Source organism: Cupriavidus sp. GW821-FHT07C08, assembly GCF_059419025.1.
Genome location: NZ_JBWKQZ010000018.1, coordinates 22075 through 38343, shown reverse-complemented (window position 1 = coordinate 38343; position 16269 = coordinate 22075). Strand labels below are relative to the sequence as shown.

The window sequence follows — 16269 nt, the reverse complement described above, 5'->3', positions numbered from 1 at the left end:
AGATTTTTCATGGAATTGTTTGGAGTGCCCCTGCCCATGCTGCTGAGCCAGTTGCTGCTGGGGCTGGTCAACGGCTCGTTCTACGCGATCCTGAGCCTGGGGCTGGCCGTGATCTTCGGCCTGCTCAACGTGATCAACTTTGCGCACGGCGCGCTGTTCATGCTCGGCGCGGTGCTGGCCTGGATGGGCCTGAACTACCTCGGGCTCAACTACTGGCTGATGCTGGTGCTGGCGCCGGTGGTGGCCGGCGCGCTCGGCGTGGTGCTTGAGCACACCATGCTGCGCCACCTCTACCGCTTCGACCACCTGTACGGGCTGCTGCTGACGCTGGGCATCTGCCTGCTGATCGAAGGTGCGCTGCGCTCGGTCTACGGCGTCTCCGGCCTGCCCTACCCCACGCCGGAAGCCTTGTCCGGCGTGAGCCACCTGGGCTTCATGGTGCTGCCCAACTACCGCGCATGGGTGGTGCTGGCGTCGCTGGCAGTGTGCTTTGCCACCTGGTTCATGATCGAGAAGACCCGGCTGGGCGCCTACCTGCGCGCCGGCACCGAGAATCCGCGCATGGTCGAGGCCTTCGGCGTCAACGTGCCGCTGCTGGTGACGCTGACCTACGCTTTCGGCGTGGGCCTGGCCGCGCTGGCGGGCGTGCTGGCCGCGCCGGTGATGCAGGTCTCGCCGCTGATGGGCCAGAACCTGATCATCACGGTCTTCGCCGTGGTGGTGATCGGCGGCATGGGTTCGATCCTGGGCTCGATCTTCACCGGACTTGGGCTGGGTGTCTTCGAGGGCATCACCAAGGTCTACTACCCCGAAGCCTCCGCGACGGTGGTCTTCGTCGCCATGGTGTGCGTGCTGCTGGTGCGCCCCGCCGGGCTCTTTGGAAAGGAAAAATGATGGCAAGCGGAAAGCGTGCAACCTTCGCCTACGGACTGCTGCTGGCGGTCCTGCTGCTCGCGCCCTGGCTGGGCGCCTATCCGGTGCTGGTGATGAAGCTGCTGTGCTTCGCGCTCTTTGCCTGCGCCTTTAACCTGCTGCTGGGCTACACCGGGCTGGTGTCGTTCGGCCATGCGGCCTTCTTCGGCGGCGCCGCCTATGCCTGCGGCTATGCGATGAAGTCCCTGCAGCTGACGCCGGAGCTGGGCCTGCTGGCCGGCACCGCGTTCGGGGCCCTGCTCGGCCTGGTGTTTGGCGCACTGGCGATTCGCAGGCAGGGCATCTACTTCGCCATGATCACGCTGGCGCTGGCGCAGATGTTCTACTTCTTCTGCCTGCAGACGCCCGCGACCGGTGGCGAAGACGGCCTCCAGGCGGTACCGCGGGGCGACCTGTTCGGCGTGCTGCCGCTGGCGTCGGACCACACCATGTACTACGTCGTGCTGGTGATCACCGCGGCGGCCTTCCTCGGCATCATGCGCATCGTCAACTCGCCGTTCGGGCAGATCCTCCGCGCGATCAAGGAGAACGAGCCGCGTGCCATCTCGCTGGGCTATGACGCGGACCGCTTCAAGCTGCTGGCGTTCGTGCTGTCGTCGGCGCTGGCCGGGCTGGCGGGCGCGCTCAAGACCCTGGTGCTGGGCTTTGCCACGCTCACCGACGTGCACTGGATGATGTCGGGCACGGTCATCCTGATGACGCTGGTTGGGGGCATGGGCACGTTGTCGGGCCCGCTGGTCGGCGCGCTGGTGATCGTGGCGCTGGAAAACAAGCTGGGCGACGCCGGCAACGCGCTCGCGGCCATGACCGGCATCGGCTGGTTCGAAGCGCTGGGCGAATCGGTCAGCATGGTGACGGGGCTGATCTTCGTGGTGTGCGTGCTGACGTTCCGCCGCGGCATCATGGGCGAGATCCTGGCTCGCTGGCAAGCCCGCCCATCGCTGCAGGCCGGCGCGCCCGCGTTGGGGCCAGCCAGGTCCGGCGCGGCCAACCCCGGCCAGGGTTAACCAGAATACTGCGAGCAAAAAACATCAGTACACTGATCTTATATATTCAGCATACTGACAAATCCAATTCACGGAGATCGCCATGGCATGGATTGAAATCGACGCCGCGCACGGCCTGCAGAACGACGAGGTCATGCCGCTCACGCTGGGGGACCGCCAGCTCGCCGTCTATCGCAGCGACGACCAGTACTTCGTCACCGACAACGTCTGCACGCACCAGTACGCGCTGCTGTCCGACGGCTACCTGGAAGACGGCTGCATCGAGTGCCCGCTGCACCAGGCCCGCTTCGACATCCGCTCCGGCAAGGCGATGTGCGCGCCTGCCACCAGCGACATCCGCACCTACCCGGTCAAGTTCGAAGACAGCCGGGTGTGGGTCGAGCTTTGAAGGAGCCGAGCATGTCACAAGACACGCCCATCCTGATTGTCGGCGCCGGCCAGGCTGGCGCGATGGCCGCTGCCGAACTGCGCAGGCTCGGCCATCGCGGCCGCATCGTCATGGCCGGCGGCGAGCGCCATGCACCGTACGAACGCCCGCCGCTGTCCAAGTCCGTGCTCGCCGACGCCGCGCAGGACGGCAAGATCGGCGTGCACCCCGCCGGCTTCTATGCCGGGCAGGAGATCGAGCTGCGGCTTGGCACCACGGTCACCGCGCTGGACCCCGCGCACAGCGTGGCGCACTGCGCCGATGGCGAGGCCATTCGCTACGTCGCCTGCCTGCTCGCCACCGGCGGCAATGCCCGCGCCCTGCCCGCGCTGCCGCCGGGCACGCCCCATGTGCACTACCTGCGCACACTCGACGACGCCGCCCGCCTGCGCGATGCCATGCAGCGCGCGCGCGAGGTGATCGTGATCGGCGGCGGTTTCCTTGGCCTGGAAACGGCTTCGACCGCGGCCGGCATTGGCCTCCGGGTCACGCTGATCGAAAGCGCCGACCGGCTGCTCGGCCGCGCGCTGCCGCCTGAGCTTGGCAGCTGGCTGGCGCAGCGCGTGCTAGCGCAAGGCGTCGAGCTGCGGCTCGGCTGCGGCATCGCGGCCCTGGTGCCACAGGCCGATGGCGTGCAGGTCCGGCTGGCGGATGGCGCGGCGTTGCAGGCGCCGCTGGTGGTGGTCGCAATCGGGCTGACGCCCGAGGTGGCGCTTGGCGCCGCCGCCGGCCTGGCGCTGGACCCCGCCAACGGCGGCATCCAGGTCGACCAGCAGGGCCGCACCAGCGCGGCCGGCATCTATGCCGCGGGCGACTGCTGCAGCCAGTACCAGCCCCTGTTCGGCGCCCACATGCGGCTGGAATCCTGGCAAAACGCCAACGAGCAGGCGCGCATCGCCGCCGCGGCCATGCTGGGCGTGCAGGCCGAACCCGCGGCGATGCCGTGGTTCTGGACCGACCAGTTCGGCTGCAACGTGCAGATGCTCGGCGCGGCCACTCCCGATACCCGCTATGCCTGGCGCGGCATCGCCGCCAGCGACGCGCCCTGCCCCAGGTTCATGCTGCTCGGCACCCGGCACGGCCGGCTCAGCCACGCCATTGCCATCAATGCCGGCGGCGACTTGCGGCCGGTGCGCGCGCTCTTCGGCCATGCCGTCGAAGACCTGCTGCCGCGGCTGTGCGACGACGCCGTCCCGCTGCGACAGCTGGTGCGCGACCTCCCTGCGCCAGCGGCCAGCCCCACTACACTCTGAAAGGACTCCCACATGTACCAGACACAAGCGGTGATCCAGCACACGCTGGGCAAGAAAGACGCCGGCCTGGCCGACTGCCGTTGGCCCGAAGACAGCCTGCACTACATCCCGGACTGGGTCTACACCAGCAAGGAGGTGCATGACCTGGAGCTGCAGAAGATCTTTCGCGGACGCTCCTGGAACTATGTCGCGCTCGAAGCGGAAATCCCCAACACCGGCGACTACAAGCGCTCCTATGTCGGCGCGACGCCGGTGGTGGTGTCGCGCGCCGAAGACGGCTCGGTCAACGTCTTCGAAAATCGCTGCGCGCACCGCGGCGCCGAATTCTGCCGCCACAGCCAGGGCAATGCGAAGGAATTCGTCTGCCCCTATCACCAGTGGTCCTACGATCTCAAGGGCAACCTGCAGGGCGTTCCGTTCAAGCGCGGCGTCAATCGTGCGGGCGGCATGCCCAGGGACTTCCGCAACGAGGACCACGGCCTGGTCAAGCTGAACGTGGCCACGCGCAACGGCGTGGTCTTCGCCTCCTACGCGGCGGACATGGAAAGCCTGGAAGACTATCTGACGCCGGAGATCCTCAAGGACTTCGACATTGTCTTCAACGGCAAGCCGCTCAAGGTGCTCGGGTACTACAAGAACGAACTCCCGTGCAACTGGAAGATGTACCACGAGAACCTCAAGGACCCGTACCACGCCACGCTGCTGCACTCCTTCCTGGTGGTGTTCGGGCTGCTGGTGGCGGGCAATGAAAGCGCCATGATCGCCGATCCGGTGCACGGGCGGCACGGCACCATGGCGTCGGCGAAAAAGGAGGACAAGTACGCGGCCGTCAGCGACGAGAACAAGAAGGAGATGCGCTCATACCATGAGAGCATGCGCCTGGAAGACGAACGCTTCCTGGAGTATGTGAAAGAGTTCGATTCGCCGTGGTCGGTGACGATGCAGACGATCTGGCCGAACCTGATCGTGCAGCGCGAAATGAACACCCTCGGCGTGCGCCAGATCGTGCCCAACGGGCCGGACAGCATGCTGATGCTGTGGACCATGTTCGGCTACGAGGACGATACCGAGGAGATGACGCAACACCGCCTGCGCCAGGGCAACCTGATGGGCCCCGCAGGCTTCCTGGGGCTGGAGGACAACGAGGCGATGAAGTTCGTGCAGGAAGGCGTGCGCCGCTCCAGCAGCGACCTCAATGTGCTCAAGCTGGATCCGGACCAGGTCGGCACCTCCAACTCCCTGATCTCCGAATCCGCCATCCGTGCGATGTACCAGTACTACCGCGGCGTGATGGGATTCTGAACGGCGGCTAACGGGATTCCCCAGAACATGAAACCGATGAACTATTCCCTCTATCGCGAGAGCGCCCTCGGCACCGCGCGCGCCATTGAACTGCGACTGGAGATCGAGGCCTTCCACGCGGAATACTGCGCGGTGCTCGACGCCGACCTGGTCGAGCAATGGCCCCGCTTCTTCACCGAGGACGCGCTCTACCGGATCACCGCGCGCGAGAATGCCGAGCGCAACCTGCCGGTGGGGCTGGTCTACGCCGAAGGGGTGGGCATGATGCGCGACCGCGCCGCTGCGATTGCCAATACCCAGATGTTCGCGCCGCGCTACAACCTGCACCTGGTGACCAACACGCGCGTCAGCGAGGAAACCGCGGACGGCGATATCCTGGCACAGGCCAACTACATGCTGCTGCAGACGCTGGTGGAGGGCCCCACCACGATCCACCTGGCGGGGACCTACTACGACCGCTTCCGCCGCCAGGGTGGCAGGCTGCTGCTGCGCGAGCGGCAGGTCGTCTACGACACCACCATCATCGCCAACGACCTGGTCTACCCGGTCTAGCGCGCGTGGGCGCGGCGGGACTTGCGCCCGCCGCCGGGCTTACATGCTGCGCAGCACGGTGCGGCTGTACTGGTTGTTGGCTTCCACCAGCGTCGCCAGCAGGTCCATGAACACTTCGCGCTGAGCTGGCTTCAGCGGCGCCAGCATGCGCTCCTGCGCACGTGCCATGTCGGCGCGCAGCGCCGTGACCACGCTCTTGCCTTCCCGCGTCAGGTAGACATGGCGGGTGCGCCGGTCGGCGGGGTTGTCGCGGCGCTCTACCAGCCCGCGCTCTTCGAGCCGGCGCACGACGTCGGCGGTCGTGGTCCGGTCCAGGCCGACCTCCTGCCCGAGCGAGGTCTGGTCCAATCCCGGCAGCACCGACAGCACCGTCAGGATGGCATATTGCACGGGCGTGATATTCGGCGACTTGCACTCCTCGAAGAACATCGCGACGTGGATCTGGTGCAAGCGCCGCACCAGGAACCCCGGACGTGCCCAGAGCAACTCCTTTGCCGGATCGGCTTCCGGCACGGCATCCGCCGCCTCATGACTGCCGCTCGTTGCGTTGCGTTTCGCTCTCGCAGACATCGCTCTCACCATTTTGTATGCACACTGACAGTATATATGAGGCGGACGAGCGCGAGCCGCCTTGCGGCGCAAGGTTCAGCGTGCGCCGGCGGCGGTGAGAATCTGCTCGATCTGCGTATAGCCGCGCTGGCGCGCATGCTGCAGCGGCGTGACGCCGTCGCCGTCGGCCAGGTTCACGTCGGCGCCCGCCTTGACCAGCAGGCGCACGATCTCGGTATGGGCCTGCCCGCCGTTGCCGAGGATGATGGCCTCGAGCAAGGCCGTCCACTTGAGCTTGTTGACGTGGTTCACCGCCACGCCGGCAGCGATCAGCGTGCGCACGGTCTCGACATGGCCGCGCTCGGCGGCGGGAATCAGCGCGGTGCCGCCGTAGCGGTTGGTGCTGCGCAGGTCCGCGCCATGGGCCAGCGTCAGGCGCAGGATCTCGTTGTAGCCGCGCGCGCCGGCGTACAGGTAGGGGCTGTCGTGGATGGCATCTTTCGCATTCACGTCGGCACCGGCATCGATCAGGACCCTGGCCGCCTGCACGCGGTTGTGGTGCGTGGCCAGCAGCAGCGCCGTGCGTCCCTGCGCATCGCGGTCATCGATGCTGGCGCCCTGGCCAAGCAATGCGGTGACCTGCGCGGCGTTGCCGCTGGCCGCGGCCTCGCGCAGCTGTTGCTCGGACGGGCCGCCGGCGGCGGCTAAGGTGGGTGTCAGCATGGCAATGACCAGGGCAAGGCAGATGGACAGGCGCGCCGCCAGCATGTTCTTTCCTCCGTGCGGATGCGTCAGGTGCAAGGGGTATGGGGGTATCGATGGGTCCGATGCATTCTGTCATGCCGGCCACGCCACGCGAAGTGATGGATTCGAATGCGCGCCAGTGCCATCGCCAATAGCCGGTACTGCACGCGCACGGCCCAAATACGCCCTATAACAACCCACGCCACCATGCCGGCGCGCGCTGGCCTATATTCCCGAGGCCCGAACCATCGTCCGCCTGCACGGGCCAGGCCTCACTGGAGACAACGCGTGTCCACGACAGAAGCCTATCTGGTTGATTCCATCCGCCTCGCCATGGAGAACGTGCGCGAACGCAATACCTGGCCCTTTGGCGCCGTGGTCGTCAGGGACGGCAAGGTGCTGGCCCGCGCGGTAAACGAGGTGGAGGCCAACTGCGACCCGAGCGCGCACGCCGAAATGCAGGCGGTGCGCGCCGCCAGCCGGGCGCTGGGCAAGCCGGACCTGAGCGGCTGCACGGTGTACGCCAGCGGCTACCCCTGTCCGATGTGCCTGTCGGCGATGTACCTGGCCGGCGTGAAGGCGGTCTACTACGCCTACTCCAATGAAGACGGCGAACCCTACGACCTGTCCGCGGAGCGCGGCTATATCGAGCTGGCCCGGCCGCTGGAGCAACGGGAGATGACGCTGGCCTACGTACCGGCGCGCGACGAGGGCATCGATCTGTACGAAGCGTGGCGCGAGCAGCAGGGCCAATAGACGCCACCATGCGGCGCAAGCGGTGCAGCCGGTGCAAAGGGCGGGAGGCTGCCGCCCCGATTGCACAGCATCGGCATGGCCATCACATTGTCATCGTGACAGGTTAATAGTGAATCACGATGCCGGCGGTGCTACGCCCGGTCACATGTAACGGTGAGCCGTTGCACGGAACCGCATGCTGCCGGCCTCGTCAAACAAATTAGTCGCCGGAGACAGGATGCGGCGCCGCAGCATTCCACCGCGGCGCAGCACATGCACGCGGCATGTGCTGCATCGTCTCCAGGACTTTTTGACCTCTTCCCGCGCCGGCGCCGCTGCGCCGCGCAGACTCCCAGCAAACGCCCCCCTCTAGCCAAGGAGACGAACGTGCTGAGCCCGCATGAACTTGCCACACTGCTATTGTTGAGCGATGGTCCGGATTCCCTCGATTCCAGCGATTCCCGCCAGATCGATCCCATCGACCTGAAGGCACTGGTCGAAAAGCAACTCGTACAACTTGACATCCTGCACGGCAGCCGGCAGGAGCCGCGCATCACCAGCCACGGCTACTCGATGCTCAAGGCGATGAGACGCTGACGCCCCCAAAGCCAGCCCGGCAGCACCACGCGCCGCAAGGCGCACCCGGAACACCACGGAGCCCACGATGACGGAGCGCCCAGCAGTTGGCGCCGACGGCACGGCAGACACTGACGCGGCGCGCCGCCGTTTCCTGCATGAGCTGGGCGGCCTGCTTGCCGCGGCCGGCATCGCGCCCGGCGCGGCAGCGGCAGCAGCCACCCCCGCCGCCTGCCTGCTGACGCCTGCCGCCACCGAAGGCCCCTTCTATCTTGACGACGCCCAGGTACGCGCCGACATCCGCGACGACCGGCCCGGACAACCCTTACGCCTGCGCATCCGGGTGGTGGATGCCGGGCGCGGCTGCACGCCGGTGCCGGGGGCGCTGGTCAGCATCTGGCATTGCGATGCTGACGGCAGCTACAGCGGCGAAGGCCGCGGCAACCGCCAGGCGCGCTTCCTGCGCGGCGTCCAGCCCACCAGCCAGGACGGCGTGGCCACGTTCATGACGATCTATCCCGGCTGGTACGCGCCGCGCGCCATCCATATCCATTTCAAGGTGCTGCTCGGGCAGTCGGAAGCACTGACCAGCCAGCTGTACTTCAGCGATAGCCTGAACCGCGAGGTGCTGGGCAGCCACCCGGCCTACCGCGCGCGCGGTGTGCCGTCGCGCGCCACCGCGCAGGACCCGATCGCGGGATCCCACCCGAACCAGATGCGCGTGCGCCAGGCCGCCGATGCAGCGGGGCTGCTGGAGGCCGAGTTCACGGTCGGCATCGCCCGCACCTGAGCCGCCAGACTCCGCCAAAAAGTGCTCGGGCCCACACTGCGCGGGTAATCCCTAGATTGTGGTTCCCCGTCCCTTTCCTACCATGAAGGGAATCACGGGCCACCTGCACGCCCGCCCCTGCCGCGCGGCCACTGGCCCGGCATGCTCCAGATTTCCCGACTTTTCCGATGTTCGCGTCAGTGGCGAGTTGTCTCGGCCCCCATGGCCGGCGCTCGTGGGTAGTCACACACTCAGCAAATGGAGGCAGTCATGGCATCCAGGACAAGGAAAGCAGGCGCGGCAAAATCTGAAGCGGAAACCAGGCCAGGCGTTTCCCGGCGCGGCTTCCTTGGCGGGGCCGCCGGTGCGGCCGCGGGCGCCGCGGCAATGGGCTTCCCGGCCATCGTCAAGGCGCAAGGCCCGGTCACGATGCGCTGGCAGAGCACCTGGCCCACCAAGGATATCTTCCATGAGTTCGCCGGCGACTTCGTCACCAAGGTGAACAATATGTCGGGCGGCGATCTGAAGATCGAGCTGCTGCCCGCGGGCGCGGTGGTCAAGGCCTTCGACCTGATCGACGCGGTCAGCAAGGGCACGCTGGACGGCGGCCATGGCGTGATCGCGTACTGGTACGGCAAGAACTCGGCGCTGGCGCTGTGGGGCTCGGGCCCGGCCTGGGGCATGGACCCGAACATGCTGCTGGCCTGGCACAAGTACGGCGGCGGCAAGGAGTTGCAGCAGGAGATCTACCGCAGCCTGAACCTGGACGTGGTGTCGTTCCTGTATGGCCCGATGCCGACCCAGCCGCTGGGCTGGTTCAAGAAGCCCATCACCAAGCCGGAAGACTTCAAGGGGCTGAAGTTCCGCACGGTGGGGTTGTCGATCGACATCTTCACCGGTCTGGGCGCCGCGGTGAATGCGCTGCCGGGCGCGGAGATCGTGCCGGCGCTGGACCGCGGTCTGCTCGATGCGGCGGAGTTCAACAACGCCAGCTCGGACCGCGCGCTGGGCTTCCAGGACGTGTCCAAGGTCTGCATGCTGCGCAGCTTCCACCAGCCCTCGGAGCAGTTCGAGATCCTGTTCAACCGCAAGCGCTATGACGCGCTGCCGGCCAAGCTCAAGGCGCTGATCGCCAACGCGGTCGAGGCGGCATCCGCGGATATGTCGATGAAGGCGATCGACCGCTATTCCAAGGACTACCAGGCGCTGCAGAAGCAAGGTGTGAAGTTCTACGCCACTCCCAACTCGGTGCTGCAGGCGCAGCTGAAGGTATGGGACGAGATCGTGGCGCGCAAGGAAAAAGAAAACCCGATGTTCAAGAAGGTCAATGATTCGATGAAGGCCTTCGCTGAGCGCTCCACCCGCTGGCAGAACGACACCAACGTCGACTACCGGCTGGCATCCAGCTACTACTTCTCCAAGCGCAGCTGAGCCGCGCCGGGACGCACGCCGTGCAACGCCTGCTGCTGGGCATCGACTGGCTCAGCACCTTCATTGGCCAGGCCGCCTCGTGGCTGATCATCGGGCTCACGCTGATGATCAGTTACGAGGTGTTCTCGCGCTATGCCCTGGGCACGCCGCACGCCTGGGTGTTCGATGCCAGCAATATGCTGTACGGCACGCTGTTCATGCTGGCCGGCGCCTATACCCTGGCCAAGCGCGGCCACGTGCGCGGCGACATCCTCTACGGCTTCCTGTCGCCGCGGATGCAGGCGTCCATCGACCTGGTGCTCTACCTGGGCTTCTTCTTCCCCGGGGTGATCGCGCTGGCCTGGGCCGGCATCGATTTCTTCGAGGTCTCGCTGGCACAGAACGAACACTCTTCCATCGCCGCCGACGGCCCCCCGATCTATCCGTTCAAGGCGGTGATTCCCGTGGCCGGCGCGCTGCTTTTGCTGCAGGGCGTGGCCGAGACCATCCGCTGCATCCTGTGCCTGGCAAACGGCAGCTGGCCGCCGCGCGAAGGCGATGTCGAGGAAGTCGATGTCGAGCAGCTCAAGGAGATGGTGCAAGGCACCCCTACCGTTGCGCAGGCCGAGTCACCGCCGCCGCGCGACGACCAGCCCGGAGCCGGCCGTTGAGGAAGGAACTGTGGTTCGGCGCTTCCCTGATGGTGCTGATCGTCGGCGCCGTGGTCTGGTTCATGCCCGCGCCGGCGGACTGGACCAACGGGCACCTCGGCCTGCTGATGCTGGCGCTGATCGTGGTGGCGATCATGCTGGGCTTCCCCACCGCGTTCACGCTGATGGGCATGGGCGTGCTGTTCTCCTGGCTGGCCTACCGCCACGCCGACCCCTCGATCGCGGTGCAGCAGACGCTGGACCTGATGGTGCAGCGAGCCTATGCCGTCATGACCAACGACGTGCTGATCTCGATCCCGCTGTTTGTGTTCATGGGCTACCTGGTCGAGCGCTCCAACCTGATCGAGAAGCTCTTCCGCAGCCTGCACCTTGCGCTGGCGTGGATTCCCGGCTCGCTCGCGGTCGCCACGCTGGTGACCTGCGCGATCTTCGCGACCGCCACCGGCATCGTCGGCGCCGTGGTCACGCTGATGGGGCTGCTGGCCTTCCCCGCCATGCTGCGCGCGGGCTACAGCACGTCGCTGTCGGCCGGCGCGGTCACCGCGGGCGGATGCCTGGGCATCCTGATCCCGCCGTCGGTGCTGCTGATCGTCTACGGCGCCACCGCGGGCGTGTCGGTGGTGCAGCTCTATGCGGGCGCGTTCTTCCCGGGCCTGATGCTGACCGGCCTCTATATCGTCTACATCCTGATCGTGGCCAAGCTCAAGCCTGCGCTGGCGCCGCCGCTGCCGGAAGCCGAGCGGGTGGTGCCGTTGCCACCGGTGGCGCGCACGCTGGAAGCCGGCGGCGCCACCCATGCCTTGCCTGCGCTCGGTGCCGGCCTGATGCGCGCGCTCAAGGGCCCGCGCAATGCCGACCTGCCGACGGCAGTGTTCGCGCGCCAGCTGGGCATCGTGCTGCTGCCAGCGCTCGCCGTGGTGCTGGTGATGGGAACGCTATACGGCGCGGTCACCGCGCCCGCCGCCAGCGTCGCCGTGGAAGCACCGCTGTCGCTGGGCGGCACCGAGGAAAGCAGCGCGGCACTCGACGACCTGCAGGCGCCACCGGTGGAAGAATCCGCTGCGCCCGCCGCACCGGCCGCCTCCGCCGCTGCCACCCCTGCACCCACGACCGCAGCTCCAGCCGGGGCGCAGCCAGCGCCGGCGGCGGCCGCGGTATCTGCACCGCGCTGGTTCTGGATCACACTGGCGGCCGTGGCGGCGGTGCTGGTGTACTTCTACTGGCGCTTCAGCTTCGCGCGGCTGGAAATCTTCAAGATGCTGCTGGCATCGTTCTTCCCGCTGGCGCTGCTGATCCTAGCGGTGCTGGGCTCGATCGTGTTCGGACTGGCCACGCCGACCGAGGCCGCGGCGGTGGGCTCGCTCGGCGGCGCGCTGCTGGCGGCCGCGTACCGGCAGCTGAACTTCCGCGTGGTCAAGGAATCGGTGCTGCTGACGGCCAAGACCAGCGCCATGGTGTGCTGGCTGTTCGTGGGTTCGTCGATCTTCTCTGCCGCGTTCGCGCTGCTGGGCGGACAGGCGCTGGTCGAGCAATGGGTGCTGTCGCTGGACCTGTCGCCGGTGCAGTTCATGATCCTGGCCCAGGTGATCATCTTCCTGCTCGGCTGGCCGCTGGAATGGACCGAGATCATCATCATCTTCATGCCGATCTTTATCCCGTTGCTGGACAACTTCGGCATTGACCCGCTGTTCTTCGGGCTGCTGGTGGCGCTGAACCTGCAGACCGCCTTCCTGTCGCCGCCGGTGGCAATGGCCGCGTTCTACCTGAAGGGCGTCGCGCCGCCCCATGTCACGCTGAACCAGATCTTCCTGGGCATGCTGCCGTTCATGGGCATCCAGCTGATTGCGCTGGTGCTGCTCTACGTCTTCCCCGGCATCGGCCTCTGGCTGCCCACGGTGCTGTACCGCTGAGCGCGGCGGCACCCGTTTGCGCCCGTTTCCTATACTGGTTGGCGATGCCAACCGATACCGCCCTCGCCAGCCTTCCCGTCGACACCGCATTCCGCACCGACATTCCCGGGCGGCTGGACCGCCTGCCATGGTCGCGCTGGCACTGGCGCGTGGCGATTGCGCTGGGCATTGCCTGGGTGCTCGATGGCCTGGAAGTCACGCTGGTGGGCTCGGTCGGCGCCGTGCTGGAGCGCCCCGATACGCTTGGCCTGACCGCGACGCAGGTGGGCTGGTCGGGGTCGCTGTATATCGCCGGCGCGGTGCTGGGGGCGCTGGTGTTCGGGCGCATGGCCGACCGCCTCGGGCGCAAGCGGCTGTTCCTGGCCACGCTCGCGGTCTACATGGTGGCGACGCTGGCCACCGCATTCTCACCCGGCTTTGCCTTCTTTGCGGCCTGCCGCTTCTTCACCGGCCTTGGCATCGGCGGCGAATACGCGGCCATCAATTCCGCCATCGACGAACTGATCCCCGCGCGCGTGCGCGGGCGCGTCAACCTGGCCATCAACGGCAGCTTCTGGCTGGGCGCGGCGCTGGGCGCGGGGCTCAGCCTGGTGCTGCTCGATGCGCGCGTGTTCGGCCCGGTCTGGGGCTGGCGCGTCTGCTTTGCGCTGGGCGCGGTGCTGGCCGTGGCAATCGTGCTGGTGCGCAGGCATGTGCCGGAGAGCCCGCGCTGGCTTGCCACTCACGGCCGCCTGGTAGAGGCCGAGCGCGTGATCGCCGCGATCGAGGCCGAGGTGCGCGCCCGCCACGGCCCGCTGCCGCCGGTGGCACCCGATTGCGTGGCGATGGCCATGCGCCGGCGCGCCGCGCCGGGCGTGGGCGAAGTCATGCGCCTGCTGTTGCGGCGCTTCCGCCGCCGCAGCGTGATCACGCTGGCGCTGATGGTGGCGCAAGCCTTCTTCTACAACGCGATCTTCTTCACCTATGCGCTGGTGTTGACGCGCTTCTATGCCGTGCCGGAAGCGCGCGTGGCGCTGTATATCTTTCCCTTTGCGCTGGGCAACGCCCTGGGACCGCTGCTGCTTGGCCCGCTGTTCGACCATATCGGGCGCCGGCGCATGATTGGCGCCACCTACGTGCTGTCCGGCATCGGCCTGGCACTGACCGGCTGGGCCTTCGTTGCAGGCTGGCTCGATGCGCGCGCCCAGGCGCTGTGCTGGTCAGCGGTGTTCTTTCTGGCCTCGGCCGCGGCCAGTTCCGCCTACCTGACCGCCAGCGAAGTATTCCCGCTGGAAATGCGCGCGCTGGCGATCTCGGTGTTCTATGCCGTGGGCACCGGCACCGGCGGCTTTATCGCGCCGGTGCTGCTGGGCGCGCTGATTGAAAGCGGCAGCCGCGAAGCCGTGGCGGCAGGCTACGGCTTCGGCGCGGTGCTGGTGATCGTTGCCGGGCTGCTGGCGTTGCGCTTCGGCATCGACGCCGAACGCCGGCCGCTGGAGCACATCGCGCCGCCGCTCGCTGCCGACGATTAGCCGCGTCACCGCAGCGCTGGGCAACTGCCATCGCTGCCGGACTCAACGCCTTCACCGGCGTCAACACCCCGTCAATGTGTGCTGCATTCGTCGTTCATCGCATGCCATGTTACCGCCGTGTTAAGCAGTGCTACAGCCTCCCCTTACACATTTTTACAGCAAGGGACGGGGCAACTGACTAGCCTTTAACTCACACGCGGCGGCCTGAGTGCATGAATCTTTGCGTCAGCGGGCTGCCACTTCTTGGTCATTGACTGGCCATTGTTCAACTCTGCCCGGATGAAGCCGGGCTAATCCATGGGCTGCTTGTCGGCCCGATTGCAAGGTGCGCCGATACGGCCTGGCCACATCGCGCGTGCTGCAGACAACAAACTGAATTGGGGACATGCAAGCCGGGCACCGCGCGACAGCCCTTGCGCGACGCTACCCGCTTGCCTGGAATTTCGCTCGCCCGGCCTGCACCCTGTGCATGCCGGCGGGGACGCTTTTTGACTTTGCTTGCCGGAGAACAACACCATGGGCGACCAGCGCAATAATCCGCCACCAAGACAACACCCGCTGACACCGGCTACGCTGCGCCAGCCCCACGGCGACGGCCTGGTGCAACGCCCGCAGCCCGTTCCCGTACCGCTGTGGCACATCGTGCCGCGCATGGCGGGCTACGGCGTGGTGCTGTTCATCATCTGGGCCGTGCTGACAATCATGTTTCCAAATGTGTTTACGCGCTCATCGGAGCGGGCCGTGGTGAACAGCCCGGTCAGCCTGGTGACGTCTCCCGTGGAAGGCATCGTGATGAAGCAGATGGTGGCCGCGGACCAGCCGTTCTCGGCCAACCAGGCGCTGATGATCGTGCAGAACCCGAACATCGACCGTTCGCTGCTGGTCGACCTGACCGGCAAGAAGCTCGACAACCAGCAGCGCTATGACTCTGCCAAGGCGCGGCTGGAAAGCAACCGCCGGCTGATGGCCGCCACCGAGCAGGACCTGCAGCGCTACAACAGCGCTGCGCAACGCGAGCACGGGGCGCGCGTACGCGCGCTGGAGGCGCGCCTGGCATCGGCCAAGGCACAGGAAGACCAGCAGCAGGAAGTGGTCAACCGCAACCAGAACATGCAGTGGGCCGGGGCGGTCAGCGAGGCCTACACCAATGCCTCGCGCTACCAGCTGTCGATGCTTTCCAATGCCAAGGCGGCGGCCAAGGCCGAGCTGGATAACGCCGTCGGCGTGAGCGAGGCCGCGCGCAACAAGGTCTATGCCTCGTCCACCGACGGCCCCAGTGCCACGCTGGCCCAGCGGCGCCAGGTACTGAGCGCGGAATCGGCACAGCTGACGGCAGAGCTGGAACAACTGGAGGCCTATGGCAAGTCGGTCGACGAGATGATCGCCACGGAACAGGAACGCCTCGACCGGCTCTCGAACCTGGAGATCCGCTCGACCGAACCCGGCACCATCGAAGACCTGATCGCGCAGCCTGGCATGCGCGTGGCCGCCGGCGCCACGCTGGCGCGCGCCAGCAACTGCGCGCAGACGCGCGTGGTGGCGGTGTTCCCGCGCAGCCTCAGCGACAACCTGCTGCCCGGTGCACGGCTGAACGTGCATGTCGACGGCGTGCCCACGGCGTTGCCGGCATCGGTGGCAGAGGTGCTGCCGCGCGCGCCGGACGGCGACCAGGCGCGTTACTTCGTGCCATTCCCGCCGATCGAGAAGAACGAGATCTACGTGATCGCCAAGCTCGACCGCCCGCTGGACAACGTGCCGGGCAAGGCTGCTGCCTCAGGGACAGCAACACGGGCAGCGGCAGGGGCAGCGGCAGGGCCAAGCCAGTCCGGCCATTGCGGCATGGGCCGCTGGGCGCGCGTGACGCTGAACCAGAGCTGGCTGGGCCAGCTGCGGGCATCGCTGACATAACCGCCGACGCAG

General features: G+C 67.0%; 16 protein-coding genes. 14 read left to right on the top strand and 2 right to left on the bottom strand.

Annotation, left to right across the window (positions count from 1 at the left end; all coding sequences use genetic code 11):
* Positions 1 to 9 precede the first annotated feature (9 nt).
* The 6 genes from AC07UK_RS21805 to AC07UK_RS21780 all read left to right on the top strand — a co-directional run bounded on the left by AC07UK_RS21805 (position 10) and on the right by AC07UK_RS21780 (position 5474).
* On the top strand, positions 10 to 894 hold the full coding sequence (locus tag AC07UK_RS21805) for a branched-chain amino acid ABC transporter permease (protein ID WP_436223852.1): 885 nt from the start codon (positions 10 to 12) through the stop codon (positions 892 to 894).
* Positions 894 to 1940: a branched-chain amino acid ABC transporter permease gene (locus AC07UK_RS21800; RefSeq protein ID WP_436225323.1), complete on the top strand. Its 1047-nt coding sequence runs from the start codon at positions 894 to 896 to the stop codon at positions 1938 to 1940. The genes AC07UK_RS21805 and AC07UK_RS21800 overlap by 1 nt, the downstream gene beginning before the upstream one ends.
* Before the next feature lie 82 nt (positions 1941 to 2022).
* Positions 2023 to 2328 (top strand): non-heme iron oxygenase ferredoxin subunit, encoded by a 306-nt coding sequence (locus AC07UK_RS21795; RefSeq protein WP_013952434.1) that lies wholly within the window; start codon positions 2023 to 2025, stop codon positions 2326 to 2328.
* 11 nt (positions 2329 to 2339) lie between these two features.
* Positions 2340 to 3620: an NAD(P)/FAD-dependent oxidoreductase gene (locus AC07UK_RS21790; protein WP_436223853.1), complete on the top strand. Its 1281-nt coding sequence runs from the start codon at positions 2340 to 2342 to the stop codon at positions 3618 to 3620.
* Between the two features lie 12 nt (positions 3621 to 3632).
* Entirely contained in the window at positions 3633 to 4922 is a 1290-nt protein-coding gene (locus AC07UK_RS21785) for an aromatic ring-hydroxylating dioxygenase subunit alpha (protein WP_436223854.1), read from the top strand.
* A gap of 36 nt (positions 4923 to 4958) precedes the next feature.
* Entirely contained in the window at positions 4959 to 5474 is a 516-nt protein-coding gene (locus AC07UK_RS21780) for an aromatic-ring-hydroxylating dioxygenase subunit beta (protein WP_436223855.1), read from the top strand.
* Between the two features lie 39 nt (positions 5475 to 5513).
* Here AC07UK_RS21780 and AC07UK_RS21775 read toward each other — a convergent pair whose 3' ends face one another.
* A complete protein-coding gene (locus AC07UK_RS21775; protein ID WP_436223856.1) occupies positions 5514 to 6044 on the bottom strand; it encodes a MarR family winged helix-turn-helix transcriptional regulator in 531 nt (176 codons plus the stop codon).
* Positions 6045 to 6119: 75 nt separating this feature from the next.
* A complete protein-coding gene (locus AC07UK_RS21770) occupies positions 6120 to 6791 on the bottom strand; it encodes an ankyrin repeat domain-containing protein (protein ID WP_436223857.1) in 672 nt (223 codons plus the stop codon).
* A gap of 264 nt (positions 6792 to 7055) precedes the next feature.
* Here AC07UK_RS21770 and AC07UK_RS21765 point away from each other — a divergent pair, with 264 nt between their 5' ends.
* From AC07UK_RS21765 to AC07UK_RS21730, 8 genes are all read left to right on the top strand, one after another.
* Positions 7056 to 7523: a nucleoside deaminase gene (locus tag AC07UK_RS21765; RefSeq protein ID WP_436223858.1), complete on the top strand. Its 468-nt coding sequence runs from the start codon at positions 7056 to 7058 to the stop codon at positions 7521 to 7523.
* A 366-nt stretch (positions 7524 to 7889) separates the two neighbouring features.
* Positions 7890 to 8099, top strand: coding sequence for a hypothetical protein (locus AC07UK_RS21760; protein WP_041228569.1), 210 nt, complete (start codon positions 7890 to 7892; stop codon positions 8097 to 8099).
* Between the two features lie 67 nt (positions 8100 to 8166).
* Complete coding sequence (locus tag AC07UK_RS21755) at positions 8167 to 8868, top strand: intradiol ring-cleavage dioxygenase (protein WP_436223859.1); 702 nt, start codon at positions 8167 to 8169, stop codon at positions 8866 to 8868.
* 366 nt (positions 8869 to 9234) lie between these two features.
* Entirely contained in the window at positions 9235 to 10278 is a 1044-nt protein-coding gene (locus tag AC07UK_RS21750) for a TRAP transporter substrate-binding protein (protein ID WP_436225324.1), read from the top strand.
* A gap of 20 nt (positions 10279 to 10298) precedes the next feature.
* Entirely contained in the window at positions 10299 to 10928 is a 630-nt protein-coding gene (locus tag AC07UK_RS21745; protein ID WP_494686425.1) for a TRAP transporter small permease subunit, read from the top strand.
* The gene (locus tag AC07UK_RS21740; protein WP_436223861.1) at positions 10925 to 12838 is read left to right on the top strand and encodes a TRAP transporter large permease; all 1914 of its coding nucleotides are present in this window, start codon (positions 10925 to 10927) and stop codon (positions 12836 to 12838) included. The genes AC07UK_RS21745 and AC07UK_RS21740 overlap by 4 nt, the downstream gene beginning before the upstream one ends.
* A 44-nt stretch (positions 12839 to 12882) precedes the next feature.
* Positions 12883 to 14349, top strand: coding sequence for an MFS transporter (locus AC07UK_RS21735; RefSeq protein WP_436223862.1), 1467 nt, complete (start codon positions 12883 to 12885; stop codon positions 14347 to 14349).
* 516 nt (positions 14350 to 14865) lie between these two features.
* Positions 14866 to 16257: an HlyD family secretion protein gene (locus AC07UK_RS21730; RefSeq protein ID WP_436223863.1), complete on the top strand. Its 1392-nt coding sequence runs from the start codon at positions 14866 to 14868 to the stop codon at positions 16255 to 16257.
* Positions 16258 to 16269 lie beyond the last annotated feature (12 nt).

What these genes read in the sequence shown, in the direction of transcription:
- AC07UK_RS21770 (WP_436223857.1), bottom strand. Translation starts at nt 6,791, where the DNA reads ATGCTGGCGGCGCGCCTGTCCATCTGCCTTGCCCTGGTCATTGCCATG.
- AC07UK_RS21730 (WP_436223863.1), top strand. Translation starts at nt 14,866, where the DNA reads ATGGGCGACCAGCGCAATAATCCGCCACCAAGACAACACCCGCTGACA.
- AC07UK_RS21750 (WP_436225324.1), top strand. Translation starts at nt 9,235, where the DNA reads ATGGGCTTCCCGGCCATCGTCAAGGCGCAAGGCCCGGTCACGATGCGC.
- AC07UK_RS21785 (WP_436223854.1), top strand. Translation starts at nt 3,633, where the DNA reads ATGTACCAGACACAAGCGGTGATCCAGCACACGCTGGGCAAGAAAGAC.
- AC07UK_RS21780 (WP_436223855.1), top strand. Translation starts at nt 4,959, where the DNA reads ATGAACTATTCCCTCTATCGCGAGAGCGCCCTCGGCACCGCGCGCGCC.
- AC07UK_RS21795 (WP_013952434.1), top strand. Translation starts at nt 2,023, where the DNA reads ATGGCATGGATTGAAATCGACGCCGCGCACGGCCTGCAGAACGACGAG.
- AC07UK_RS21775 (WP_436223856.1), bottom strand. Translation starts at nt 6,044, where the DNA reads ATGTCTGCGAGAGCGAAACGCAACGCAACGAGCGGCAGTCATGAGGCG.
- AC07UK_RS21790 (WP_436223853.1), top strand. Translation starts at nt 2,340, where the DNA reads ATGTCACAAGACACGCCCATCCTGATTGTCGGCGCCGGCCAGGCTGGC.
- AC07UK_RS21800 (WP_436225323.1), top strand. Translation starts at nt 894, where the DNA reads ATGGCAAGCGGAAAGCGTGCAACCTTCGCCTACGGACTGCTGCTGGCG.
- AC07UK_RS21755 (WP_436223859.1), top strand. Translation starts at nt 8,167, where the DNA reads ATGACGGAGCGCCCAGCAGTTGGCGCCGACGGCACGGCAGACACTGAC.
- AC07UK_RS21805 (WP_436223852.1), top strand. Translation starts at nt 10, where the DNA reads ATGGAATTGTTTGGAGTGCCCCTGCCCATGCTGCTGAGCCAGTTGCTG.
- AC07UK_RS21735 (WP_436223862.1), top strand. Translation starts at nt 12,883, where the DNA reads ATGCCAACCGATACCGCCCTCGCCAGCCTTCCCGTCGACACCGCATTC.